The following is a 24,095-nucleotide window of genomic DNA, read 5'->3' as shown; positions in this document are numbered from 1 at the left end:
CAAACAGGGACGTCCGTCATGAGATGGCGTCCTTTTTTTGCCGGGTTTACGGAAGGGGAGGATGAAAGATGGAATCACCTTACCTGCTGGAGATGGACGGAATATCCAAAGCATTTCCGGGTGTGAAGGCACTGAGTCAGGTCACATTGAAGGTAAAGCCGGGCACGGTTCATGCGCTGATGGGAGAGAACGGAGCGGGCAAATCCACGCTAATGAAATGTCTGTTCGGTATGTATCGCCCGGATGAAGGAACGATTCGGATGGACGGCAATGAGGTGGAGATTCCGAGCTCGAAAGCGGCGCTTCAGCATGGCATATCGATGATTCATCAGGAGCTTAATCCGGTACCTCATCGTCCGGTGATGGAGAACATTTGGCTCGGACGGTTTCCCAAGTGGGGACTGCTGGTGGATGAGAAACAAATGTATGCTGATACATTGGCCCTGTTCCAGGATCTCAATCTGGACATTGATCCCAAGGCTCTGGCCGGAACTCTATCCGTTTCCAAAATACAGTCGATGGAAATCGCCAAAGCGGTCTCTTTTCAATCCAAAGTCATCGTGATGGATGAGCCAACATCATCGCTCACGGGCAAGGAAGTGGACCAGCTCTTCGCCATTATTAATCAGCTGCGCAGTCGCGGCGTGTCTATTATCTACATTTCGCACAAGATGGAGGAAATTCTGACGATCTCGGATGAGGTCACGATTATGCGGGATGGCTTTGTGGTGGGTACTTGGGATGCTAACGATTTAACGACCGATCTGATCATTACCCGCATGGTTGGCCGTGATCTGGATGAACGGTTCCCAGAACGGACGAACGTACCTGGGGAAGTGATTTTGAAGGCAGAAGGCTTAACCTCCAGCCAGCCGAATTCTTTCCGGGACGTGACGTTTGAACTGAGGAAAGGTGAAGTACTTGGAATCGGTGGCCTTGTTGGGGCACAGCGAACGGAATTGATTGAGTCGTTGTTTGGCTTACGCGGACTTGCTTCAGGGACGATATCGATTCATGGACGCAAGGTGAAGATCAAGTCGCCCGCCGCAGCGAAGCGCCATAACATAGCGTTGCTGACCGAGGAGCGAAGAGTCACGGGAATTTTTCCAGTGTTGTCTGTGTATGAAAACACCATTATTGCGAGTCTCGGACGTTACCGGAATCGGATGGGTCTGCTGGACGAGAAGAAAGGCCGAGATGAGGCACTTGAGCAGACTCAGAAGTTTAGAACTAAAACGCCTTCGGTTAACACGCTAATTCGAAACCTTTCCGGCGGTAATCAACAGAAGGTGCTTCTGGCTAGATGGTTGTTGACTGACCCGGAAATTCTACTGCTCGATGAGCCGACACGAGGGATTGATGTGGGCGCCAAATTTGAAATCTACACGATTATTACGGAACTGGCCCGCCAGGGCAAAAGCATTATTATGATCAGCTCGGAGATGCCCGAACTGCTGGGCATGTCGGATCGAATTATGGTCATGAGCGAAGGACGGCTCACCGGAATCGTGGACGGAGCCGAGGCAACAGAGCAGGATATCATGAGGCTGGCCGCACAGCAGCGGATGGCTTAGTCAGGAGGGAACACATGAATACACAGGTTATCAATCAGGTGAAGCAGTATGTGGCGCAGCGCGCGATCTTTATTGTGCTGATCCTGCTCGTCATTGGTATTGCCATTGCCGACCCACACTTTCTTGCTTTCTCTACACTTCGGGATATATTACAACAGTCCTCCACACGGGCCATCATCGCGCTGGGTGCTGCGTTTATCCTGGTAACGGGTGGGGTCGATTTGTCGGCAGGAAGGGTCGTTGGTCTGACGGCTGTCGTATCTGCATCGATGCTGCAAATTGACGAATATGCCAATCGTTTCTTTCCGGATCTGCCACAATATTGGGTGGGATTGCCGATCGCTATCGGAATCATCGCGGGCCTGGCAGTGGGTCTAGTTAACGGAATCATTGTAGCCAAATTACATGTTCCACCCTTCATCGCGACACTGGGTACAATGGTTGCGGTATACGGTCTGAACTCGATTTATTTTGATACGGAGCCCAATCAGTCACAACCAATTGGTGGACTGAGACCTGATTTTACCGTTATTGGATCTGGTTACATTGATCTTGGTGGTGGTTATTCCATTCCGTATATCGTATTGATTGCTATAGGGGTTGCGCTGATCTGCTGGGTCGTCTTCAACAAGACTCGCCTCGGGAAGAACATGTATGCCATTGGTGGCAACATTCAGGCTGCGCATGTGTCCGGCATTCACGTGGCACGCAACCTGATTGCGTTGTATGCCATTGCAGGTGCATTATATGGACTGGGCGGTGTGCTGGAATCCGCGCGTACGGGCGGGGCAACGAACAATTACGGCAACATGTATGAGCTGGATGCCATTGCCGCTTGCGTTGTGGGAGGAGTCTCCACTGCGGGTGGTATTGGTACGGTGCCCGGTGTTATGGCGGGGGTACTGATCTTTGGAGTCATCAACTATGGTCTGACCTTTATTGGGGTAAGTCCTTACTGGCAGCTGATTATTAAAGGATTAATTATTGTGGCTGCGGTGGCATTTGATATCCGTAAGTATATGGCGAAAAAATAGAAATGCTGTAATAAAGCATAAGGCCAGCTTCCTGGAATGACAGGGGCTGGCCTTATGCTTATTTTTCTCTTTTAATGAAATACAGTCCATATTATTCCGTAAAGTGGAAAGATCATGACGCTAAAGATCAGCATGAAACCACCGACCTTGTAGGCCAACTTTGTACCATAGTGAGAATGATATTTGCGTGCGATCAAAACGGTAGATAACCAAAAGATTATAGCTACGATAAATGGAATGTGAAATCCTTGATGACCATTGCTATAGATAGGCAAGTTCAGCAGATTAAATAAATAGTGGCTGAGCTGCACCTTTTCTGTGCCCCAGGGGAAATTAAAGGCCAACCCCATTGCGAGTACAAGCAAAGAAAGTGTACCGATGCCCAACGGTTTTCTTTGATGAATCATTCGTATCCCTCCATAACCAAGGTTTTATCCTAAATAAATCCATTAATGTATTGTAACACAGTTCTTAGCATTGTGATTGAAGGATTGTTTCGCATTATCTGATTTCCTATAAACCGTTTGTCCTACTTTAATTATAAACTTATACATCCATGTGAATTTGACGAGCCTCCAAATATCGACAACATCAGCTAATCATAATCTATATAATACATGTAAATAGAATCTGGATGTGAGAATTATGTCAAAGGGGGCGAGGCTTTTTGCTAAGTTACACGATGAAAATGCTTATTTTCCCGCTGGGATGTCTGCTTGTGATCCTGTCCTCTTATTTTCTAGGGCTTACTCCCCATCTCACGTTAATGATATGTGGTGGTGTGTTATTTGTAGCAAGTATATACGGGGAGAAACGTTATCCTGCACTGCGTAACTTCCACTGGGTCTTTCTTGGGATATTCCACTATTTCAGTGAACTGAACTGGTGCAATATGCTGTATTATCTGCTCATCATGTCCATGATTCAGGATAAACAGCGTGTTACGCAGACGTTACCTATTTCAATGTTAATTGTGTTTGAATATACCGTAATTCGGCTTTCGTATGTACCGATCGATACATATGCTTTGCTGGTATCCCTGTTTGACATGTTAACAGCAATTGTCATCATCTTTCTGTACCACACCTTGATTAACAGCGAAGCAGAGAAGCGTAGACTTCGGGAGAAAAATCATTTTCTCACTCTCCATGACCCGCTCACCGGATTGCTAAACTACGAGGGATATATGAATGTACTGAAGGAAACGGCGGACGAGCAACGATCATTTTTGCTGATTATCATGAACATTCAGAATTTCAATGGGTTTGATAAAGAGGTCGAAGACAACTGGAGTCATGTAATCAAAGCGACAGGTGAGAGTGTTTCGAAACAGTTTGCAGATGCATATGGCGTATCTCGGTATGCGGGGGATCGGTATGCTGTCGTTTTGCCTGAAATACAAAATATCGAAGAACGCATGACATCACTGCTGTCAGGGGAGTTGCGGGGGTTGCAGGTGAACTATAGTATTTCTCTATATCCGGGGGTGTCCGAGACGTTGCAGCACTTTATTACGGTGGCGGAGGAAAGTTTGTTTCAGCAGCAGCGCAGCAAATGGTTGAAAAACGGAGAGGAGGTCTTCCGTTCCGAAAGACTCCGGGCTGTTGGTGAGCTGGCCGCAGGTATGGCTCATGAAATTCGCAACCCGCTGACTGCCATTCGAGGCTTTCTACAGCTTTCTCGGGGCCAGGCCTTCAATATTGCACCATGGTATGAGGTTATTATGGGTGAGATTACACGAGTAACAGAGCTGACAGCGGAGTTTCTACAGTTCTCCAAGCCACATGCCAATCACATGAAACCTGAACGAGTGGAGCACTGTCTTGAACGAGTCATGTCGTTAACTGAGTCGGATGCAGCATCACGGGGGCATCGGATTACGCTTGAAATGACTGGTGAGCCAGTCGTGGTCAACATGGATCGGGACAAGATTGTACAGGTTCTGATTAATCTGATTCGTAATGCTTTTGAAGCGATGACAGACCCCGGTGAGGTGCATATTGATCTGTTGCATGATGGAGATAAAGCACTTATCTCGATTAGCGATACGGGCAGCGGTATTCCGGAGAAATCTCTGGCAACGATCTTTAATCCATTTTATACGACCAAGGAAGAAGGTACAGGACTTGGACTGGCGCTCTGTCAGAAAATCGCTCTGGACCATCATGGCAAAATCACCGTTCATAGTGAAATGGGGATTGGCTCTACGTTCACCCTTCATCTACCTATGGGAACGTAAGCGTAATTCCAATCATAAAAAACGCCGCATTCGGGTTCAGAAGAACCGTTTGCGGCGTTTTTGGCTGTGTATCCTAATCAATCAATGAACATGAACCCAATCAACTAAGTTGTCCCTGATGCAACTGATAGTAGAAACCTTGCTGCTGCATCAACTCATCATGGCTGCCTCGTTCGGCAATTTTGCCGTCATCGATGACGAGAATCTGATCGGCCTCACGAATCGTGCTTAGCCTGTGGGCTATGACGAAGCTGGTCCGGTCTTTCATCAAGGTGCGCATCGCTTCCTGAATCTGCATCTCGGTGCGCGTATCTATGCTGCTGGTCGCTTCATCCAAGATAAGAATGGCGGGATCAGCGAGAATGGCACGAGCAATGGTTAACAGTTGTCGCTGTCCCTGACTCAGATTGCTGCCACCGGAAATGATCTTAGTGTCATAACCCTGCGATAATTTGCGAATGAAGGAGTGGGCATTGGCCAGCTTCGCCGCTTGCTGAATCTGTTCAACCGTTGCATCCAGTTTGCCGTAGGCAATATTGTCTCGAATGGTTCCGGAGAATAGATAAGCATCCTGTAACACGATGCCAAGTTCGCGCCGAAGCTGATCTTTCTCCAGTTCGGAGATGTCGCAGCCATCAATGGTAATCCGTCCGCCCGTAATCTCGTAAAAACGGGGCAGCAAGTTGATGATGGTCGTTTTACCCGCACCAGTCGGTCCGACAAGCGCAATCATCTCGCCTGGCTTCGCGGTAAAGCTGACCTTTTTCAGGATTTCTCTCTCTGGGTTATATCCAAAGGATACATCCTCAAATACAACTTTACCTTGAATCTGCTCCAGCTGTTTCTTCTGTTCTTCCACGTATTCACTTGGTGTATCAATAATGTGGAACACGCGTTCAGCACCTGCAATGGCTGCCTGAATCAGGTTGTACTGGTTCGCCAGATCATTGATGGGCCGCTCAATCTGGCGGGAGTAAGCAAGGAAACTCACAATCAGCCCGATGGACGTCAGATTATGATAAGCCATCCATCCACCTACCGCTGCCAGTATGGCAAAGCCGATATTGTTCATGACATTCATCGTTGGGCCAACCAGACCGGATACGCTCTGAGCCTGGGTACTGGAAGTGCGAAGCTTCTCGTTCAGGTTTTGAAAATGTTTATGTGCCTGCTCCTGACGGTTGTAGGCGGCGACCACCTTTTGTCCGGCAATGGTTTCTTGAGCGTAGCCATTAAGCTCACCAAGCAGCTTCTGCTGGGCAGTAAAATGCTTGCGTGTTCTTGAAGCGATCAGGCGAGTAGCGATCGTAATCAGGGGAACCGTCACCAGACTGAGCAGGGTCAGTCGGACATCCAGTGCAAACATGATGGACAGGGAGCCAACCAGCAAGATGGCGCTGGACATCAGTTGGGTTACACTTTGGTTCAGCGTCGTGGATACGTTATCGATATCATTGGTAGCCCGGCTCATCAGATCACCGCTCTGATTTTTGTCAAAAAAGCTGATCGGCAGCTGCTGCAACCGTGAAAACAGAGCATGACGCAGATCCTTTACGGTCAGTTGAGATACGCCGATCATGACATAGGATTGAGCCCACATCATGAGCGAGCCGAGGACGTAAACAGTCAGCAGTAGCATGCAGTCTTTCAGGAGGCCATCCGTAATTTTGGGAACGATATGTTCATTGACCGCACGGCCGAGCAGATAAGGTCCTGCCAGATTAAGCAACGTTCCAAGAGCCGTCAGTACCAGAGCCGTGATAACTCCTTTGCGATGACGTCCCATGTATGACCACACTCGAATAATGGCGTGCCGGGCATTCTTGGCTCTTACTTTGGGAACCGGGCCTCGGCCGGGTGGCCCAGGTCTTCCAATCGGCGGAATAACGGTTTGATGGATGGAGGAAGAAGTGTTTTTAGCCAAATTGAACATCCTCCTTCCGTTGCTGCGAATAATAGATGGATTGGTAGTGTGACGAATGGGCCATGAGATGCTCATGTGTACCACTTGCCACGATCTCACCTTCATCAAGCACGTAAATGCAGTCTGCATCCTTTACGGAAGTTATCCGTTGTGCAATCAGGAAGGTGGTGCTGTTTTTCATTAGTGAATGCAGCGCCTTCTGAATGCTCGCTTCCGTGCGCAGATCGACGGCGCTGGTGCTATCGTCCAGAATCAAAACTTCCGGTTGCATGAGCAGGGCACGGGCAATAGAAATCCGCTGTTTCTGCCCACCCGAGAGATTAACCCCGCGCTGGCCCAGTTCCGTGTCGTACCCATCTTTCAGATTCATGATAAAATCATCAGCTGCCGCTGCTTGAGCTGCGGCACGCAGTTCGGATTCTGTTGCATCAGGTCTGCCGAAGCAGATGTTATCCCGAATGCTGCCACTGAACAAGATGGATTCCTGTAATACGATGGATACACGGCTGCGCAGGTCCTGGAGATCCCAGTTACGCACGTTCACTCCATTCACAAGCACTTCACCCTGAGAGGTATCATACAAGCGGGGGATCAGCTGTACCAGTGAGGTTTTGCCCGATCCTGTAGAGCCAAGCAGGGCCACTTTTTCCCCAGGCCGAGCCGTCAGTGTAATTCCAGATAGTGTATGCTCCCCATCATAGCGGAAATATACGCCCCTGAATTCCACCTGACCTGCTCCTTTATGAGACACATCATGACCGGATTGGATATCAGGCTGGGTGTGAAGCACTTCATTGATCCGTGCAGCAGACACCTTGGCTCGGGAGAAGCTCATCATCATCATGCCGATTGAGGTGAGGGACGAGAGTACAACGGTCACGTAGTTGATAAAAGCAATCAAATCCCCGGCGGCAATATCGCCTCCCACCACCTGAAAGCCCCCAAACCACAGCACCGCTACAATGGTAGCATTCAGCATCAGGCTTAATACCGGTGCATTCAGTGAAACGATACGCCAGGCTTTCACTGCCGTATGGGTGTAATCTTCATTGGCTTGCTGGAAACGCTTCTTCTCCTGACGTGCACGTGCAAAAGCCTTGACGACACGAATGCCGGCAAGATTCTCCTGAAGAACAGCATTCACCTTGTCGAGCTTGTTCTGAACACTGGCGAACAGCGGATAGGAAGCGGATATCAGGATATATAAGATGATAAACAGAATCGGCACGGACAAAATGAGAATCAACGCCAGTTTGACACTGATCGTAAACGCCATAATAATACTGCCGATAATCAGCATTGGCGAACGAATGAACATGCGCAGAAGCATCTGTACAAAGGTCTGCATCTGGGTGATATCACTCGTCAGGCGGGTGATAAGCGAGCCCTCCTCGAAGGTATCCAGATTACGGAACGAGAACTTCTGGATATGATCAAACAACTCCTGGCGCAGATCGGTGCCGTATCCAACGGCGGCTTTGCTTGAAAACAGCGTACATCCTGCACCGCCAACCCATCCGATTAACGCAAAAAGAAGCATAAACAAACCTGTAGTCACGATGTGGGACAGGTTCCCTGCAAGAACACCATCATCCACAATGCTGGACATCAGCTTGGGTTGAAGCAGGTCCATGGCAACCTCAAGGACCATGAGCAGCGGAGCAAGAATGGCCGCTGATTTATACGGGGTAAGGAATCGTTTTAACGTCCACAATGGGAAAAATCACCTCATTCGTTATGAAATAATCATGTTGCAAATATTCATGAGACAGAAGCACCTCATTTAATATTCTCGCAGATTCTGGACCATCCGCTGGGCGAGCGCTGACATCAGCTGCGATTCCTCGGGTGTAAAATCTTTCTGAGCTTGGCAATCAAGCTCCTGGAACACTTCTCTCAGTTCCTTAAGCGCATCACGGCCCTGATCTGTCAGGTAGACACGCAGACTGCGCAGATCCTTCGGGTCGGCTTCACGCCGTACAAAGCCCGAGCTTTCCATGCGTTTCAGCATAACTGTTACCGTTGCAGGGGCGCGACGCAGCTGTTCGGCCAGATGCTTCTGGGTCTGACCATCTTCCCGTTCAAGCTGGAACAGCAGCGGCGGTTGTCCAGGATATAACTCAGGGTGGTTGACAAGCTTCTCATGCACCTTGTATCGCTGTAGCTTGACGAGTTCTGATAACTGGCCCATTAACCGTTCATTTCGAGCTGATTTCATAAGCGCTTCCATCCTTTTAATTAGTCGACTAACTAAATGATAAGTTCCCTTTGACATATCGTCAAGTGATTTTTGATATCCAGAAAGAATCATGTGTGAGCGCGGCATAATGAACGTTTGTGGCAGCAATATTTCGGTGAATGAGGTTCAAGGAATTGCTTTTGATCATGCGAAGATCATACATTACGCGCTGGAACGTCTGCGGGCCAAGGTGGAATATACGGATATTGCTTTTAATCTGATGCCGGAGACATTTACACTAACCTCTCTTCAGAAAGTATACGAGACCATCAGTGGCAAAAAGCTGCTGGCTGCCGCTTTCCGGCGTAAAAACGCCGATTGGGTCATCGAAACGGGTGAGTATACGGGGAATGCAGGACATCGTCCATCCGGAGATACAAATATGAATATAAAAAAACTCTGCTTTGAGCGGATGGAGAGAGCGTGTTGCCTGACTCTGTTCCGATCTACAAAGAGAGTTTTTTTGTGTTTTATTATGCGTTGTGAGTAAGGATTATTTTATTTCTTGGAGAACATTTCTTTGGCTTCATCCATGGCCATTTTGTTGCCGATTGAAGAATAATCCAGCCAAGGTTGAGCACCGATCGGGTAGACATGGCCTGCTTTGACAGCCTTAAGCCCTTGCCAGATCGGATTGTTTTGCAGCTCTTTGAACATGTTCTGAGCTTCATCATCCGAGTTCACGACAACAAAGATCGCATCTGCATCAAAGTCGGGCAGCACTTCACGGGAAACGACTTGATATGGTTTGGACGAATCGAATTCCTCAATGCCTTTAGATGGGGTCAGACCCAGATCCTCATACAAAATCGGTCCCATCGGACGGCGTGTACTGAATACACGCAATTCTTTGGCGGTAACACGGATAGCCATTACGGTACCATCACCAATAGTGTCATGGATCAGGGATTTCACTTCTTCCGTTTCTGTCGCATAATCCTGAATGTATTGCTCGGCTTCCTTCTCGCGATTCACGAGTTTACCAATGTCTTTCAAGTGGTCGCGCCAAGTGCCATCATCCAGATTGAAGACGTGTACGGGGGCAATTTTCTCGAATTTGGCAATATCATCACCGGAGAATTCTTCGTCCAGGTAGATGACATCCGGTTTCAGGGCAAGCAAGGCTTCCATGTCCGGGTCCTTGACGGGACCGAGCGGTGTTGTATTTTGAAGACGGTCAGCAACATGGGACAGGAAGGCTTTAGCTTCCCCGCCGATCACCGAACCAACCGGTGTAATGCCGAGAGACAGCAGGTCATTGGTCAGATGGATCGACATGGATGCGATGCGTTGGTCTCCAGAAGCGGAATTGGTGTCCTGTGTAGCGTTCGAAGTGTCCGTAGTGGAACCTTCCGAAGCAGAGGATGAATTATTGGCGTTCCCGCAGGCTGCGAGTACAAGCACCAGACAGATGCTCATGAAGAGCATAAGGTTTTTCTTTAACATGGGTAATCTCAATCTCCTTGAACATCTCATGGATGTCGTTTTTATGTTTGGTGTACCGGTGGAATTATTTGTATTGTTCCTTTAAAACCATTACTTGGTTCGTACCAACAGGTATAAAAAGTAAGGTGCGCCTATCGCCGCGACCACGACGCCTGCCGGAATGGAATTAGGCTGAAAGATCGTTCGCCCGACCGTATCGGCGGCGACCAGAATAACCATACCGATGAGTCCGGCGGCTGGGATCAGATGGCGATGCATCGGGCCAACCAGTCTGCGGGCCAGATGCGGCGCCGCCAGACCAATGAATCCAATCCCGCCAGCCATGGACACACTGACGGCAGATAATGCTACCGTGCACAATAGCAAAATAACACGTTGGGATCTGACGGGTGTACCAATACTGGTTGCGGCAGCATCTCCCAGATTAAAGGCATCCAGCGTTTTGGAGCGACTCCATATGTACGAGATGCAGAGTACAATCCATGGAAGCAGCGCCTGGACATGAACCCAGTCTCTGCCCCAGACGCTGCCAGCCAGCCAGCGAGCGGCGAAGGAATAGGTTTCTTCATCCAAACGGAGGGACAAATACAGCGTCAAGGCATGGAATCCGGCCGCTACGGCAATGCCCACCAGAATAAGCTTAATGGGGGCTACTCCGTTATGACGATCATAGGATAGCAGCATGATAATCAGCGCCGCGGCGACACTGCCTGCAAAAGCAAACAACGGAATCAGCAAGGCAACCGAGCCATTCATGGAATGGGAGAAGCTTACAAATACCATCAATCCAAAGGCCGCTCCTGCATGCAATCCGAGGATGCCTGGATCGGCAAGTGGATTGCGTGTAATACCTTGCAGCGCAGCACCAGCGACGCCGAGGCCTGCTCCAGCCAGTACAGTAACCAGAATGCGTGGCAGTCGATAGTCAAACAATACAATCTGATCATCCGGCGTACCATTGCCTAGCAGGGTGTGAAGCACGGCCATTGGTGACAGGCGAATCGTTCCCGTGTTGAGGCTGATCACGATGACGGCACAGGCGATGCAGAGCAGCGTAACACTGACCGCTATGGAACGTTTGCCTCGTGAGTGTGTATTGGAGTTCATCGCTACAGGGCCCTCCTTTCTTTACGGGCCAGATAGAGGAAGAAGGGTACACCGACAAAGGCGACCATAATGCCTACTGCCAGTTCCTGAGGCGGATTCACAATGCGTGATCCCAGATCGGCGAGCACCAGCAAGACGGCTCCGAGCAGGGAGGACATCGGAATAATAAGTCGATAATCCACGCCAACCAATTTGCGAGAGATGTGTGGAATAACTAATCCAACGAAGCCGATCGAGCCTACAGCAGATACGGATACGCCAGCCAGCACTACAACCGCTGTCAAGGCAAACAGCCTGGTCCAGCGGAGGTTGATCCCGAGATTAATCGCAACTTCTTCTCCGAGCGACATAAGGGAGACACGACGGGCCATGGGCATGGTGAGCACGAGGGCAACCAGCAGCACAGGCAGAATCAGCTTTAGATGCCGCCATTCAATCCCCCCGAAGCCACCCGCATACCAGAAGGCCAAATCCTGGCTCAAGTCAAAATATATGGCTACACCAGTGCTGAGTGAACTTAGCATCGCTGCAATAACGGCACCCGCAACGGTTAGCCTTATGGATGTTAGTCCTCCGGGGGCCGCCATGCCCAGCAGGAAAATGAGCAATGTGCCGAGAACAGCCCCTGCAAATGACAGGAACATGATCCAGCCATAAGGTAATCCCGGCCAGAATGCGAAGCTGAGCGCCACGACAAAGGTAGCACCTGCATTGATTCCAAGTATGCCGGTGTCTGCCAGCGGATTGCGTGTGATCCCCTGCATGAGCGCTCCAGCTACTGCAAAGGCTGCGCCAATGACAGCAGCAGCAATTACACGTGGCAACCGTAACTCGTGAATAATCTGATGCGGCGTCAAAGCCGGGTTGTACTGAAATATGGCAGTCCATACCGTCTCCAGTGTTAACCCTTTGGCCCCCAGAGAAATGGCGACAAACATACTAAGCAGCAGCGCGGCAATAGCCGCCAAAAACATCAGGCCAACCGTCACTGCGGATTTTCGTGATTTGGACGGACGTTGTGACAGTCCCGGATGTTGAATGCGGGTCACTCCTTTGTTACCAACAACGCATTGCTGTTGTTATTGATTATCATTATCAATTAGTGAACATTATAAAATCTTAATTCAGGCCCGTACATGGCATAAATTAAGATTCTAGAGATGGACATTTTTTAGATTACAGAAATACGGCTTTGTTCGTCAACATGGAGAGCGCTTCATCAAGCTGGATGTTGATGGAATACGGAGCGTATACCACCCATGAATTCCAGTCTATGACATGCACTCGCCCATTTTTTACTGCAGGATATTTTTTCCACAACGGATCTGTAGTAATCTGCTGCAGCAGTGCGACACGTTCATGCATGGACATAACTGCAATCAGGAGCACATCCGCTTCAAGACCATCCCATTCTCCTGGCGTGAAAGACATCCAGTTGAATCCCACTCCGGCAGTTTTTCCCGCCAGTTCCCTCTGAATTCGATCAGGAGCGGCCAGTTGCAGGCTGCGGTAAAATACATGACCGAAATTGCGATTGCTGTACATGCGCGGTCCTTTTGCAGTTAAGGTACAGACAGCGACGGTGATCTGACCTGCCGTTTCCCTGATCTTTTTGCGAGCCCGCTCTGTCTTGCGCTCATACCGATCAAGCCACTCCTTCGCCGCTTGAGTACGATCCACGATAGAGGCGATTTTCTGCAAATGACCGAAGATGTCTGTCTGATTCCAAGGGATGGTGATGATTGGAGCGACATCTCCGATATGTTCCATCGCTTTAGCCGCTGCGTTATCCTTGGTTAGAATCAAATCGGGATTCACATCAAGGAATGCCTGGCGTCCCTGTTCCCAGGGTTCATAGGCATGGAATGGCAGCGTTAACGATTTGGGAACATGGGGCAGATGACCCTGGATTTGAGCTGCGCATGGTGTGATGCCAAGTGTCATCAGGTGATCGGTGTATGGATAGGAGAGTGAGACGATATTTCGATGGACCTGCTTGGCGTAGGATGTTGGCGCATAACCAGCATGGTTCCTAAACCTGCGGCTGAAATAGAATTCGTCCCGATAGCCTACATGGCGGGCCACATCACGAATACGTAGATCTGAAGTCATGAGCAGTTCCTTGGCCCGATTCATTCGTAAATGAGTGATATATTCGATAGGATTTTTCTGCATCCGGCTCTTGAACAGCTGTGAATAATACGACGGATGCATGCCGGCCAGTTCGGCCAGCTTTTCCAGCTTGATTTCGTTCATATAGTTTTCCCGCATGTATTGCAAGGTGGATCTGAGCCATTGTTCAGGCTCATCCTGTCCTTCCGCAGCCGACTGACCTTCCTGCGGCCAGAGCATATGAAGTAGATCGGTCAGGAGCAGCTGCACTTTCAGGCTGGTCTGTGAAGCTTCGGTTGTTAATTGTGCGGCAATTCGCTGTATCCCATAGTAAGGGCCTTGAATCCACCCTGTTAAAGGTGAACCAAGCTCTCGCTCATATATTCGCCGTTCTTCCGTTTTCTCAGCAACCCGAAACAGATCGAAATGAATGATGTACAGTTCAATCTCATGGTCAGCATCAGAGAAGAGCTCCAGAGAAGTTCCCGGAGTACACAGGAAGGCGGACTTACGGGCGACAAGGGTTTCGATATCGTTCGCCACCAGTTTACCCGTGAATTTGTGCAAGTAGACAAAGGTATGGTGAGGGAGCTCGGTCTGACTCCATTGCCAATGCGTATTCACGGTGATCAACTCTGCCTGACGAAGTTCGAGCAACGCATTCTTCAGAAAAGCATCCATTTCCGTTCGTGAAATGGATTCATCAGTGCGTTTCGGCTGATCCGGTTGGTTCAACGTGTGGGAGGTATTGCGGTTATTATTGGTGCTGGGATGGGTTAACATCGTGTGACCTCCTTTCCTGGCGGGATTGATGTGTTATAGCGAGCGCAACCGCATATCCGATGTGAACCACTGTCGGTACGTCATCAGGCTGAGCAGGATGCTGGTAATAGCGGCTGAACTGGTAAAAGCAAATACGATCAGAATCTGGTAACGAACGGCCTCAACCGGATCGGCACCGGCAATGATCATGCCTGTCATCATGCCAGGAAGCTGTACGAGTCCTACCGTTTTCATACCATCAATCGTGGGAATCATGCTGGATTTCACGGAGCGTTTCAATACGTCCTGAAAAGCGCGTCTTGGCGTTGCGCCCAGTGCAAGCAGAGATTCAATCTCTCCTTTGGAGGATTCGACCTCGCGTTTCATCTGGTTCAGAAACAGCCCGGACACCACCATGGCATTACCGATGGTCATGCCGCTCAATGGAATAATGTATTGGGGAGTAGGCTCCACAATACCCAGACCTAACAATAACCCCATCATGAGCAGCTCCGTAACCGTAATTGCAGCCGCAATATATAAGGAAATCCAGCGAAGTCCTTTTCCGCGTTTGCCGGCATTAATGGAAGCTACTGTAATCATGAATCCGACAATGGCAATGATGAGAGCGGGGTGGTCCGAGTTAAAAATAAATTGAAGTACATAACCGACAAGCAACAGTTGTACTGCAGAACGAACAGTGCCGATGGCGATATCCTTTTCCAGATCAAGCTTCTGCCAGACAGAGATGAGCATGGTGAACATCACAAATATAATGGTAAAACTCAGAGCGATGAGTGACATGATTTCTCCTTATTCTGCCGCAGGGGCAGGGTGCATAATGAATTGTCTGGCCAGGTCAGTAGCCGGATTGTCAAAAAAATGAGCTGTCGGCTGGCGTTCCAACAAGGTCTGGTTGCCCATGAACCAGGTGGTTGTACTGAAAGATTGTGCCTGTTCCTGATCATGGGTAACCCAGACGAGGGAAGTGCCCTCCTGCTGACTCCAGCGGGTCAATTGCTCTTCCACCAGGCGGGCGTTGGTCCGATCCAGGGAAGCAGTCACTTCGTCCAGCAGCAGCACCTCAGGACGAAGCATCATGGAACGGATCAGGGCTATGCGTTGTTTCTCCCCACCGGAGAGGTCGCTGGCCCGTTTCTGAATATCAAGGTTCTCCAATCCCATGCCTGCAAGCAGGCGTTGGGCCAAGTCCTGATCATATGGCTGTCGGTGAAGCAGGTGTACCATTTTCAGGTTATCCTCCACACTGCCTGACAGCATGACAGCCTGCTGCGCCACATAAGTCATACGCATGCGCCATATACGAGGGTCCGAATCCCGATAAGAAATTCCTTTCCACATCAGATCTCCCTCATCAGGAACATCCAGCAGGGCGAGAATGCGGAGCAATGTGCTTTTCCCTTGGCCGGATGCACCGAGTATCGCAATACGTTCTGCCTGATCCACTGCTGCATTCACTTGTTCGAATAAAATACGCTGTTCGGTTAAACCGAGACGTTTCACTAGCTTATTAATGGTTAAAAGTGTGGACAAAGTCGGGTCGTCCTTTCATCCGTGATCTGCAATTATCTTAGCAAAAATACGGAATAATTGAAATGAGAGTGGGTCTCAATTCGTTTGTTGAATTTAGATGATGGAATGGGGGAGATGAAACCGGTCTGACGCAAGCGGTTCTTTTTGGTAAAATAAAGAAGACTCCGTGTTGGCCTAATCAAGATCGTGATCTTTTTAAAATATTTGATATCAGGGGAGGCTTTACGATGACGAAAGTTGTTGGACGGGACAAAGTAAATTGGGGCATTATGGGCACAGGATGGATTGCATCTCAGTTCGCGCGGGATTTGGAGCATGCCGGGAACGCCGTAAAAGCAGCGGTAGGTTCACGAACAGCCGAAAGCGCAGAGAAGTTTGCAGCTGAATATGGTTTTGCACGCGCTTACGGTTCATATGATGAAATGCTGCAGGACCCTGAAGTGGATATTATTTATGTGGCAACCCCCCATCCGTTACATAAGGAAAATGTGCTTGCCTGTCTGGAAGCGGGCAAAGCGGTACTCTGTGAGAAACCGTTTACGATGAATGCCCGTCAGCTGGAGCAACTGGTGGAGAAGGCGCGTGAGCGCAAGCTTTTTCTCATGGAAGGCATGTGGACACGCTTCCTGCCGCCGATCACTCAGGCCAGAGCATGGATTGCGGAAGGCAGAATCGGCGAGGTACGTCTGGTCAAAGCAGACTTTGGTTTCCGTGTAGGCTGGGAGCCGGAAGGCAGGTTGCTTAACCCGGATCTGGGTGGAGGTGCTTTGCTCGATGCAGGGGTATATCCGATCTCCTTTGCGTCCATGATTTTTGGCGAGCAGCCTCAGCATGTGTGGAGTACGGCGAACATTGGACAGACGGGTGTGGATGAACAATTCTCCGTATTGTTGTCTTATTCCGAAGGTCGTTCTGCATCGCTGAATGGGGCCATTCGGCTTAACCTGAGTAACGAAGCGGTCATATATGGCACAGAAGGATACATTCGTTTGCCGCTCTTCCTGGCAGGCAAGGAAGCCTATCTGCACGTGAACGGTCAGGATGAACCGGAGAAATTTACCGATGACCGGACATGTATCGGATATGCGTTTGAAGCGGAGGAAGCAGGGCGCTGCATCCTGGAGGGACGTACAGAGAGCAGAACGATCCAACTGGACGAATCCCTGGAAATTATGAAGCTGATGGACACGATTCGTGGTCAGTGGGGCCTGCGTTACAAATCCGAAATAAATAGATAGGAGTGGAGAAGCGATGGTGAAAATTCTGATCTCCGGATTTGAACCTTTTGGCGGGGATGCGGTGAATCCGACGGGAGAACTGATGGAAGCACTTGCGCATGAAGTGATTGAGGGAGCAGAGCTGAAAACAGTACTGCTGCCTGTGCACTTCGATGAATGTGCGGATCTGCTAATCGCAGAGATGGAATCCTATCAACCGGATGCCGTCATCGCCTGTGGACTGGCCAAAGGCAGGACAGCCATTACACCTGAACGGATTGCTGTCAATGTCAAAGACGTTCCTCCTGGCTCCTTCGCGGACAACCAGGGCCAACATCCCGTGGACGAGCTCATAGTGGAAGGGAGCCCGGACGGCCTGTTCTCTACATTGCCGATTCGTGCGATGGTGAGTAACATAGGGGCAGCAGGCATCCCGGCTGCAGTGTCCAATACGGCAGGTACGTATATTTGCAACAATACGATGTACCGGGTGCTGGATCATATTCGGTTGAAACAGCTTCCGATTCGTGCCGGATTTGTACATTTTCCGGCTTCAACGGAGATGGCTGTGCTTCAGCCTTCCGTGTCGTCACTACCCATTCCCATGATGCTGGATGCTCTGCGGATTATGATTCGCACGGTAGTGGCGGAATGATGGAGTTTGGAACAATATTGTGATACGGGTTCGGTTTGTTGTTGAAATAAATTAAAAAGGGCTGTCCTATTGTCATGAACATGACTTTATAGGACAGCCCTTTTAGTTATCGGTAGTATCAGTAATGAGACTGTACCCAGCAGAAAATAGAAAAACGAAATTGGGCACAGACCTCAGTGATGTATGTTTTGTATTGATGCCGTGCGAATTAAATCCGCAACAAATCCAGATCGAACTCGGGAACAAGTCCTTCTTTCATCGCTCGACCAAGCAACGCTGTAATTGCACCGTAACCGTCATCGCCCAGGTCGGCGCTGAACTCGTTAACGTACAGGCCGATATGCTGCGCAGTTACATCAGGGTCCATCTCTTGTGCATGTTCCATGACGTATGTTTTGGACTCATCCGGATGCGCCCATGCGTATTCCACCGAGGCACGTGCCCAACCTGCAAGAGCGTGAGCATCCAGGTTGCGACGGGCGATGATTGCACCCAGAGGGATTGGCAGGCCAGTGTCGCTTTCCCACCAGTTACCGAGATCTGTCATAAGTTTGAGATCATAATTCTGGTACGTGAAGCGTGCTTCATGGATCACCAAGCCGGCATCGATCTTGCCGTCCCGGACAGCAGGCATAATCTGGTCGAATGGCATAACGACAATCTCGCCTACACCGCCGGGAACATTTTGTGCTGCCCAGAGACGGAATAACAGGTAGGCTGTTGAACGTTCGCTCGGCACGGCAACTCGGCGTCCCGAGAGATAGGCCGGATCGGTTGTGCCGTTAGCGGTCAGAACCAGTGGACCACATCCTCTGCCAAGTGCGCCGCCCGCAGGCAAGAGCGCATAATCATTCAGCACATAAGGCAGTGCTGCATAGGATATTTTCATGACTTCAGGTGTATCTGGTCCATCCGGATTTGCCGCAAGGCCGTTGGTAATATCGATGTCCGCATAACGGACATCAAGCTCAGGTGCACCTGGAATCAGTCCATGCACCCAGGCGTGAAAGATAAATGTATCGTTGGGACAAGGGGAAAATGCAATTTTCATGATGTAAGTACCTCCCGTAAAATGGAACTTGCAGCCTGGAGCGCATCCAGGGCGTCCTTGATGCGCCAGGCGTCGCGGTTGCGTGGACCGACCGCGTTGGATATAGCCCGCAGTTCGAGTGCCGGCACGCCGAACTGCTGGGCTGCGGTTGCTACGCCGAAGCCTTCCATGCCTTCGGCGGCGGCATCCGGCACGCGGCGCAGCAGCTCCGCGGCCGTCTCGGCAGTTCCGGTCGCCGTAGATACGGTGACCGCCGTGCCTCCGCTGACAGCGAGCCCTGCCCGCTGCAGCTCATGGCGCAGGCGCGCGGCAAGCACCGCGTCCGCCGCCACACGGGACGAGCCGAAACCGAGTTCGTCCACGCTGAGGAAGCCGTCTGGCGTCTGCGAGCCCAGATCGGCGGCAACCATGGCGTCGGCCACCACGAGGGAGCCGACGTCCGCCCGGCCGGGGAACCCGCCACCGATGCCGGCACTGACCACCAGCGTGTACGCTGGGGTCAGTCCGGTCCCGGCAAGGGGCCCCGGCCTTGAGGATGCGGCAGATGCCTGTGCCGCATCGGGTTTGCTTGGCGCAGCGGAGCCTTGCGCCAGCGCGGCAGCGGTTCCTGCAGCGGCCGAGGCAGGGCCTACGCCCGCAGCTATCACATCAAAGCGTTCCGCTGCCTGGTCACCCAGGCCGCGCAGTACAGCCTCTTTTTCCGCATCAACGGCGGTTACGATTAATACACGCTGTGTCGAAGCTGTGGATGTCGAGTTTGTTTCAAAGCTACTTGACAAGCTTGTAGTTTCTGGGCGATTACGTTCTATAGAATCATTCTGTTTCTGTTCATTCATCCCGGATTCTCCTTTATGAGGTTTTTAAAAGCCATCTATAAAATATGTACGCATATGTCAGACGTTAGGACAACTGTACAGACAACGAGCGAAGCGAGCGCGTGAACCAGTGAATGTGCACAACGTTCTTCTCCATCATAACGGAAGAGGAAAGATCAGAACAAGCATTGAACGTATTTAGCTGGATAAGTGATTTAACGAACAGTAGCAACCCGCCCGAACCAAACTGAACCCCGAAATTACGCGTTTTATATAACAGAGTGATCTATTTCCATCTGTCTATATGTCACTTTAATCATATATATAAACCTAACGCGAATCATACGAGAAGTCAAAGTAAATGGTTGACAATCTGTATTAACTGTACTAATAATAATAGTACAGTTAATACACCTTAGTGTTGGATATATACACTTCAAAATACAGTCATCTTTCATCAATAGGGTATTACAACTTTTATAGAGAGGAGGTGCGGGATGTTCGAATTGGATGTACGCAGCCGTAAGGCGATCTATGAGCAACTAGTGGACAAAATCAAAGAAATGATCGTGTACGGTGTTCTCCAACCTGATGAGCAGCTGCCTTCCGTTCGCACACTGTCCGGGCAACTCACGGTTAATCCGAATACGATTCAGAAAGCGTACCGGGAACTTGAACGTGAAGGTTATATCTATTCATTGCAGGGAAAAGGGAGCTTCGTATCATCGTCCGTGGAACATCCGAATGCAGCCATGAGAGATGAAATCAGAGCCGCTCTGGTGAAGCTGATTGCGGAAGCTTCATATTCCGGTTTGAGCAAAGCCGATATGACGCTTTTATTTGAGGAAGCGATGGCCCGTATAGAGAAGGGGGAGCCGCATGATTGAGCTGAATCAGGTCATTAAGGCATTTGAACAGGAAAAAGCCGTTGATGGCGTCACGATGCAAGTACATAAGGGATCGATCTACGGTTTGCTCGGTTCCAACGGGGCAGGCAAAACGTCGCTGCTCAAAATACTGGCAGGCATCTATCGTCAGGATAGCGGAACGGTTCGCATTGAGGGACAAGAAATATATGAAAATATGGACCTCAAGGGACGCACCATTTTTATGGCGGATGCGCCTTACTTTTTCCCGCAATCGTCCATCCATCAGATGGCTGAGTTCTATCGTTCGGTATACCCGCGCTGGAATGAGGAGCGTTTTGTGCAGCTCGGCAGTGTATTTAAACTGGACGTGAAACGTAAACTGCATCGCATGTCCAAAGGCATGCGCCGTCAGGCAGCCGTCTGGCTTGGGCTCAGCTGTATGCCTGAAGTGCTGCTCATGGATGAGCCGATCGATGGACTTGATCCGGTCATGCGGCAGCAGATCAAGAATCTGCTGTTCCAGGAAGCAGCGGAGCGTCAAGTGACGATTCTGATCTCGTCTCACAATTTGCGCGAGATTGAAGATTTGTGCGACCATGTTGCCATCATGCATAAAGGCCGGATTATCGTAGAGAAAGATCTGGATGATCTGAAGGCTGATACGCATAAAATTCAGGTTGCTTTCCGCCATCCTGATCATGCCAAGGCAATGGATGAACAGGTGAATATTTTGCATGAAGAGCAGCGTGGAAGTGTATCCCTGTTTATTGTGAAAGGCAATCGCGAGGCTGTGACGGAACGATTCCGTGCATTTGATCCCTATCTGCTGGATGTGCTGCCGCTGACGCTGGAAGAAATATTTATCTATGAAATGGAGGATGCAGGATATGATATTCAACCGATTGTTCTGTAACCGGGGCATCCTGTTCCAAAATTTCAGGCAGCATGGATGGATCGGCATCTTGTACCTGATCACGTTGTTGTTTTCGCTACCGCTCCATATCGGTACAGAGTACCGGGATTTACCACAGCAGATTACGAGTTTGTTCCAGGCGAATGGAGAAGTACAAATTCTGTTTGCCATTACGTTCCCGGTAGCTGCGGGCATTTTTCTGTTCCGGTATGTGCAATCCGGTGCACCTTCAGATCTGTTTCACAGTTTGCCGCTGCGCCGCAAGCATCTGTTAACCGTTAATTTGTTGACAGGATTTATTATGATCCTGCTTCCGATCTGGATAACGACTGCCATTACAGGCTGGGTATGGGCAGCACTGGATCAGCCCGCATTTATATTCGGAGGTAGTTCAATCTGGATGTGGGGCCTCAGTATGAGCATTTACTCGTTGTTTATGTTCATGCTGACCGTGGTGGTTGGTATGTGCATTGGACAGTCCGTGTTGCAGGGACTCACCGTGTACGCGCTTCTATTGTTGCCTGTTGTTGTATGGTTCATTTTTTCCTTGCATCTTCAGCATTACCTGCTTGGATATCCGTACGATGAGATTGGGCGAAATGCAGAAAAAATATCTTTAGTCCTTCGCATGGCTTCGATTAGTGGGGCTCCTGTGATCGGTTGGGAACTCATTATTTATTCGATATTGACACTGTTATTCATCCCGTTGTCTTACGTATTCTATGCGAAGAGACAGGTGGAATCTGCTACCCAAGCGGTGACGTTTACGCTGGTTAAACCCATATTCCGATTTGGTTTAATGTTTACGCTGGTTTTAATTGGCGGTGCCTACTTTACCATAATTGCTCCAAGAGGATCATCGGGGTGGGGAATCTTCGGATATATCCTCGGTGGAATTGTCGGTTATATTGGTGCCGAGATGATTATCCGCAAGACGTGGTTGATCTGGAGCAGCAAACTGCTGCCCAAGTTTGCTTTATATGGTATCGTGGCTGGATTGATTCTGTACGTCCCTGTTGCCAATTGGAATGGATATGTTATCCGAGTACCTGAACTGAACAAGGTCAACAGTATCAAGCTTGGGGGGGAGAGATACACTTATACAAACGGTGTCTCATTGAAGGTGGATGATGGTCCTTTTTATTTAAGTGATTCTGAATATATGAAAGCCGTTATTGCTCTTCATCAGAAGATCGTGGATTCTGATCTGTCTTTGCTGGATGATCCCATCAATCCAGGTATGCGTAATGACGAGTATGTGTTTATTAATTACAAGCTGGATAACGGCAAGGTGATGAAACGCAAATACTACATTCCCGAAGCTGAGTTCCGTCAGGAATTAATGACTCTGAAACAGACCCAGGACTACAAAAGAGTTGCATATGATACGTATAAGCTGGAAGAGGACGCGCTGAGTATTGGAATTCGCTCAACCATTAGTCCTTATCTGAAGGTGTATATCAGTAATCCGCAGCAAGTTCGTGAGTTCAAGGAATTGCTGAAGCAGGATATTATGGACCAGACATACGAGGAGCAACGTTCCCCGTGGCAGTCTTTTGCAATTGCGGAAATGAATCAGGATTCTTCATCGAATGATCCTTTTCAGCCTAAGGAGATGTGGAATTTTGAGATCAAACCAAGCTATGATCGAGTATTGGATTGGCTGAAAGAAAACAAATTATACGAACAACTGGAATTTTCAGTAGATGAGGTGGCTTCCGCGCAGTTTGTGAAGCAGGAGGTCAACAGTCCCGGGAATCCTCAGTTGCTCTATCCTCAGTCAGAGTATGTAGACGGGAATGCTACTGGCAATAAACAGGTCGCAACCAAAAATAAAAAAATTATCAGCCAACTGCTCAAGCGTCAACGGTCCGGTTATCAAACAGAGAGAGATACCATCTATCAGATCAAGTTGAATGTTACCCAGGGGGAGAATATCTACATGATACTGAAGGAAGAAGACCTGACAGAAGAAATGAAAGCCATCCTGGCCGGACAGTAAGATAATCTGCAAGCGGGAAGGGTTCTCCCGGTAAATATGCTGATTTCTCTATCTGGCTTGACCAGATACAACGTATGGAATATATTAGAAAAAGGTAGTGGTTCGATTCGAAATGATGACTATTTCGGCGAATCCCATATGGAACGGCTTATGAGGGAAGCACCCGTAAGAGCAGGCAATACGCCTGACTTACGGGTGCTTTTTTTGTTTTTTGCCAGTTTGTATATCAGGGATTGTAATCGAATCACCGCACAGACACTCCAGTAGGTTCTAACTATCAATTCAATTTGAAGGGAGCAGAAGAGAATGCAAACTGGAATTTTGGAGGACAAGGGAAATCATCAAGCGAGTCTTTGTTCATGTACAACACGAATCAGGAAGCACGGCATCAATGAGGGGGATGAAGACAAGCAACAGATCATGAACCAATCCCGTATGAGGAGCATGAAAGATTATAGTTTCATGAGCAACCGATACGGGTCACGCCCTAACCTTCGCGCTAACGTTTGGACGCGTATGAGCCTGGGACTCATCATCATATTCAGTATGAGTGTGATGTATTATTCCTCCGCTGTTGAAGCG

General features: G+C 49.3%; 20 protein-coding genes and 1 pseudogene. 9 read left to right on the top strand and 12 right to left on the bottom strand.

Annotated elements, in window-relative coordinates:
- Window positions 1–68 precede the first annotated feature (68 nt).
- Together AMS66_RS28460 and mglC are read left to right on the top strand one after the other, a co-directional pair.
- Window positions 69–1,574: a sugar ABC transporter ATP-binding protein gene (locus AMS66_RS28460; protein WP_053783985.1), complete on the top strand. Its 1,506-nt coding sequence runs from the start codon at window positions 69–71 to the stop codon at window positions 1,572–1,574.
- 14 nt (window positions 1,575–1,588) lie between these two features.
- Window positions 1,589–2,608 carry a galactose/methyl galactoside ABC transporter permease MglC gene (gene mglC / locus AMS66_RS28455; protein WP_053783984.1) on the top strand — a complete coding sequence of 340 codons (1,020 nt, stop codon included), beginning with the start codon at window positions 1,589–1,591 and terminating at the stop codon, window positions 2,606–2,608.
- A 71-nt stretch (window positions 2,609–2,679) separates the two neighbouring features.
- Here the strand turns inward: mglC and AMS66_RS28450 are convergent, their stop codons facing one another.
- The gene (locus AMS66_RS28450; protein WP_053783983.1) at window positions 2,680–3,015 is read right to left on the bottom strand and encodes a hypothetical protein; all 336 of its coding nucleotides are present in this window, start codon (window positions 3,013–3,015) and stop codon (window positions 2,680–2,682) included.
- 275 nt (window positions 3,016–3,290) lie between these two features.
- Here AMS66_RS28450 and AMS66_RS28445 point away from each other — a divergent pair, with 275 nt between their 5' ends.
- Window positions 3,291–4,847, top strand: a complete 1,557-nt coding sequence (locus AMS66_RS28445; RefSeq protein WP_236703664.1) for an ATP-binding protein — start codon at window positions 3,291–3,293, stop codon at window positions 4,845–4,847.
- A 100-nt stretch (window positions 4,848–4,947) separates the two neighbouring features.
- Here AMS66_RS28445 and AMS66_RS28440 read toward each other — a convergent pair whose 3' ends face one another.
- The 3 genes from AMS66_RS28440 to AMS66_RS28430 all read right to left on the bottom strand — a co-directional run bounded on the left by AMS66_RS28440 (window position 4,948) and on the right by AMS66_RS28430 (window position 8,989).
- Window positions 4,948–6,780, bottom strand: a complete 1,833-nt coding sequence (locus AMS66_RS28440) for an ABC transporter ATP-binding protein (RefSeq protein WP_201782239.1) — start codon at window positions 6,778–6,780, stop codon at window positions 4,948–4,950.
- Complete coding sequence (locus AMS66_RS28435) at window positions 6,764–8,485, bottom strand: ABC transporter ATP-binding protein (RefSeq protein WP_053783981.1); 1,722 nt, start codon at window positions 8,483–8,485, stop codon at window positions 6,764–6,766. The genes AMS66_RS28440 and AMS66_RS28435 overlap by 17 nt, the downstream gene beginning before the upstream one ends.
- A gap of 69 nt (window positions 8,486–8,554) precedes the next feature.
- A complete protein-coding gene (locus tag AMS66_RS28430; RefSeq protein WP_053783980.1) occupies window positions 8,555–8,989 on the bottom strand; it encodes a MarR family winged helix-turn-helix transcriptional regulator in 435 nt (144 codons plus the stop codon).
- Window positions 8,990–9,125: 136 nt separating this feature from the next.
- On the opposite strand from AMS66_RS28430, the pseudogene AMS66_RS32075 reads away from it, so the two are divergent.
- A pseudogene (locus AMS66_RS32075) lies at window positions 9,126–9,380 on the top strand (NUDIX hydrolase); the annotation flags it as partial.
- Between the two features lie 128 nt (window positions 9,381–9,508).
- On the opposite strand, the gene AMS66_RS28420 reads toward AMS66_RS32075, so the two are convergent.
- The 6 genes from AMS66_RS28420 to AMS66_RS28395 form a co-directional block, all read right to left on the bottom strand.
- Complete coding sequence (locus tag AMS66_RS28420) at window positions 9,509–10,456, bottom strand: iron-hydroxamate ABC transporter substrate-binding protein (protein WP_053783978.1); 948 nt, start codon at window positions 10,454–10,456, stop codon at window positions 9,509–9,511.
- 90 nt (window positions 10,457–10,546) lie between these two features.
- Window positions 10,547–11,563, bottom strand: coding sequence for a FecCD family ABC transporter permease (locus tag AMS66_RS28415; protein ID WP_053783977.1), 1,017 nt, complete (start codon window positions 11,561–11,563; stop codon window positions 10,547–10,549).
- Window positions 11,564–11,565: 2 nt separating this feature from the next.
- The gene (locus AMS66_RS28410) at window positions 11,566–12,537 is read right to left on the bottom strand and encodes a FecCD family ABC transporter permease (protein ID WP_052016823.1); all 972 of its coding nucleotides are present in this window, start codon (window positions 12,535–12,537) and stop codon (window positions 11,566–11,568) included.
- A 202-nt stretch (window positions 12,538–12,739) separates the two neighbouring features.
- On the bottom strand, window positions 12,740–14,458 hold the full coding sequence (locus AMS66_RS28405) for a helix-turn-helix domain-containing protein (RefSeq protein WP_053783976.1): 1,719 nt from the start codon (window positions 14,456–14,458) through the stop codon (window positions 12,740–12,742).
- A 33-nt stretch (window positions 14,459–14,491) separates the two neighbouring features.
- Window positions 14,492–15,241, bottom strand: coding sequence for an ABC transporter permease (locus tag AMS66_RS28400; protein WP_053783975.1), 750 nt, complete (start codon window positions 15,239–15,241; stop codon window positions 14,492–14,494).
- A 9-nt stretch (window positions 15,242–15,250) separates the two neighbouring features.
- Window positions 15,251–15,991 carry an ABC transporter ATP-binding protein gene (locus tag AMS66_RS28395; RefSeq protein ID WP_053783974.1) on the bottom strand — a complete coding sequence of 247 codons (741 nt, stop codon included), beginning with the start codon at window positions 15,989–15,991 and terminating at the stop codon, window positions 15,251–15,253.
- 227 nt (window positions 15,992–16,218) lie between these two features.
- Between AMS66_RS28395 and AMS66_RS28390 the strand changes: the two genes are divergently transcribed.
- Window positions 16,219–17,229, top strand: a complete 1,011-nt coding sequence (locus AMS66_RS28390; protein ID WP_024633470.1) for a Gfo/Idh/MocA family protein — start codon at window positions 16,219–16,221, stop codon at window positions 17,227–17,229.
- Between the two features lie 13 nt (window positions 17,230–17,242).
- Window positions 17,243–17,863 carry a pyroglutamyl-peptidase I gene (locus AMS66_RS28385; protein WP_053783973.1) on the top strand — a complete coding sequence of 207 codons (621 nt, stop codon included), beginning with the start codon at window positions 17,243–17,245 and terminating at the stop codon, window positions 17,861–17,863.
- Between the two features lie 208 nt (window positions 17,864–18,071).
- On the opposite strand, the gene AMS66_RS28380 is transcribed toward AMS66_RS28385, so the two are convergent.
- Window positions 18,072–18,914, bottom strand: a complete 843-nt coding sequence (locus tag AMS66_RS28380; RefSeq protein WP_053783972.1) for a 1,4-dihydroxy-6-naphthoate synthase — start codon at window positions 18,912–18,914, stop codon at window positions 18,072–18,074.
- Complete coding sequence (locus AMS66_RS28375; protein WP_053783971.1) at window positions 18,911–19,750, bottom strand: futalosine hydrolase; 840 nt, start codon at window positions 19,748–19,750, stop codon at window positions 18,911–18,913. Before AMS66_RS28375 ends, AMS66_RS28380 begins: the two co-directional genes overlap by 4 nt.
- Before the next feature lie 476 nt (window positions 19,751–20,226).
- Here AMS66_RS28375 and AMS66_RS28370 point away from each other — a divergent pair, with 476 nt between their 5' ends.
- Genes AMS66_RS28370 through AMS66_RS28360 form a run of 3 tightly spaced genes read left to right on the top strand, consistent with a single transcriptional unit; the run spans window position 20,227 to window position 23,513 of the window.
- Window positions 20,227–20,616 carry a GntR family transcriptional regulator gene (locus tag AMS66_RS28370; RefSeq protein ID WP_053783970.1) on the top strand — a complete coding sequence of 130 codons (390 nt, stop codon included), beginning with the start codon at window positions 20,227–20,229 and terminating at the stop codon, window positions 20,614–20,616.
- Window positions 20,609–21,511: an ABC transporter ATP-binding protein gene (locus tag AMS66_RS28365; RefSeq protein ID WP_053783969.1), complete on the top strand. Its 903-nt coding sequence runs from the start codon at window positions 20,609–20,611 to the stop codon at window positions 21,509–21,511. The genes AMS66_RS28370 and AMS66_RS28365 overlap by 8 nt, the downstream gene beginning before the upstream one ends.
- A complete protein-coding gene (locus AMS66_RS28360; RefSeq protein ID WP_236703663.1) occupies window positions 21,465–23,513 on the top strand; it encodes a hypothetical protein in 2,049 nt (682 codons plus the stop codon). The genes AMS66_RS28365 and AMS66_RS28360 overlap by 47 nt, the downstream gene beginning before the upstream one ends.
- Window positions 23,514–24,095 lie beyond the last annotated feature (582 nt).

It is taken from the genome of Paenibacillus xylanivorans (assembly GCF_001280595.1).
Taxonomy (GTDB): Bacteria; Bacillota; Bacilli; order Paenibacillales; family Paenibacillaceae; genus Paenibacillus; species Paenibacillus xylanivorans.
This window is presented reverse-complemented; position numbering and strand designations above follow the sequence as displayed.

Excerpts from the sequence above, each read along its gene's own strand:
- AMS66_RS28460 (WP_053783985.1), top strand. The coding sequence starts at position 69 with ATGGAATCACCTTACCTGCTGGAGATGGACGGAATATCCAAAGCATTT.
- mglC (WP_053783984.1), top strand. The coding sequence starts at position 1,589 with ATGAATACACAGGTTATCAATCAGGTGAAGCAGTATGTGGCGCAGCGC.
- AMS66_RS28450 (WP_053783983.1), bottom strand. The coding sequence starts at position 3,015 with ATGATTCATCAAAGAAAACCGTTGGGCATCGGTACACTTTCTTTGCTT.
- AMS66_RS28445 (WP_236703664.1), top strand. The coding sequence starts at position 3,291 with ATGAAAATGCTTATTTTCCCGCTGGGATGTCTGCTTGTGATCCTGTCC.
- AMS66_RS28440 (WP_201782239.1), bottom strand. The coding sequence starts at position 6,780 with ATGTTCAATTTGGCTAAAAACACTTCTTCCTCCATCCATCAAACCGTT.
- AMS66_RS28430 (WP_053783980.1), bottom strand. The coding sequence starts at position 8,989 with ATGAAATCAGCTCGAAATGAACGGTTAATGGGCCAGTTATCAGAACTC.
- AMS66_RS28420 (WP_053783978.1), bottom strand. The coding sequence starts at position 10,456 with ATGTTAAAGAAAAACCTTATGCTCTTCATGAGCATCTGTCTGGTGCTT.
- AMS66_RS28415 (WP_053783977.1), bottom strand. The coding sequence starts at position 11,563 with ATGAACTCCAATACACACTCACGAGGCAAACGTTCCATAGCGGTCAGT.
- AMS66_RS28410 (WP_052016823.1), bottom strand. The coding sequence starts at position 12,537 with ATGTTTTTGGCGGCTATTGCCGCGCTGCTGCTTAGTATGTTTGTCGCC.
- AMS66_RS28405 (WP_053783976.1), bottom strand. The coding sequence starts at position 14,458 with ATGTTAACCCATCCCAGCACCAATAATAACCGCAATACCTCCCACACG.
- AMS66_RS28400 (WP_053783975.1), bottom strand. The coding sequence starts at position 15,241 with ATGTCACTCATCGCTCTGAGTTTTACCATTATATTTGTGATGTTCACC.
- AMS66_RS28390 (WP_024633470.1), top strand. The coding sequence starts at position 16,219 with ATGACGAAAGTTGTTGGACGGGACAAAGTAAATTGGGGCATTATGGGC.
- AMS66_RS28385 (WP_053783973.1), top strand. The coding sequence starts at position 17,243 with ATGGTGAAAATTCTGATCTCCGGATTTGAACCTTTTGGCGGGGATGCG.
- AMS66_RS28380 (WP_053783972.1), bottom strand. The coding sequence starts at position 18,914 with ATGAAAATTGCATTTTCCCCTTGTCCCAACGATACATTTATCTTTCAC.
- AMS66_RS28375 (WP_053783971.1), bottom strand. The coding sequence starts at position 19,750 with ATGAATGAACAGAAACAGAATGATTCTATAGAACGTAATCGCCCAGAA.
- AMS66_RS28370 (WP_053783970.1), top strand. The coding sequence starts at position 20,227 with ATGTTCGAATTGGATGTACGCAGCCGTAAGGCGATCTATGAGCAACTA.
- AMS66_RS28365 (WP_053783969.1), top strand. The coding sequence starts at position 20,609 with ATGATTGAGCTGAATCAGGTCATTAAGGCATTTGAACAGGAAAAAGCC.
- AMS66_RS28360 (WP_236703663.1), top strand. The coding sequence starts at position 21,465 with ATGAAATGGAGGATGCAGGATATGATATTCAACCGATTGTTCTGTAAC.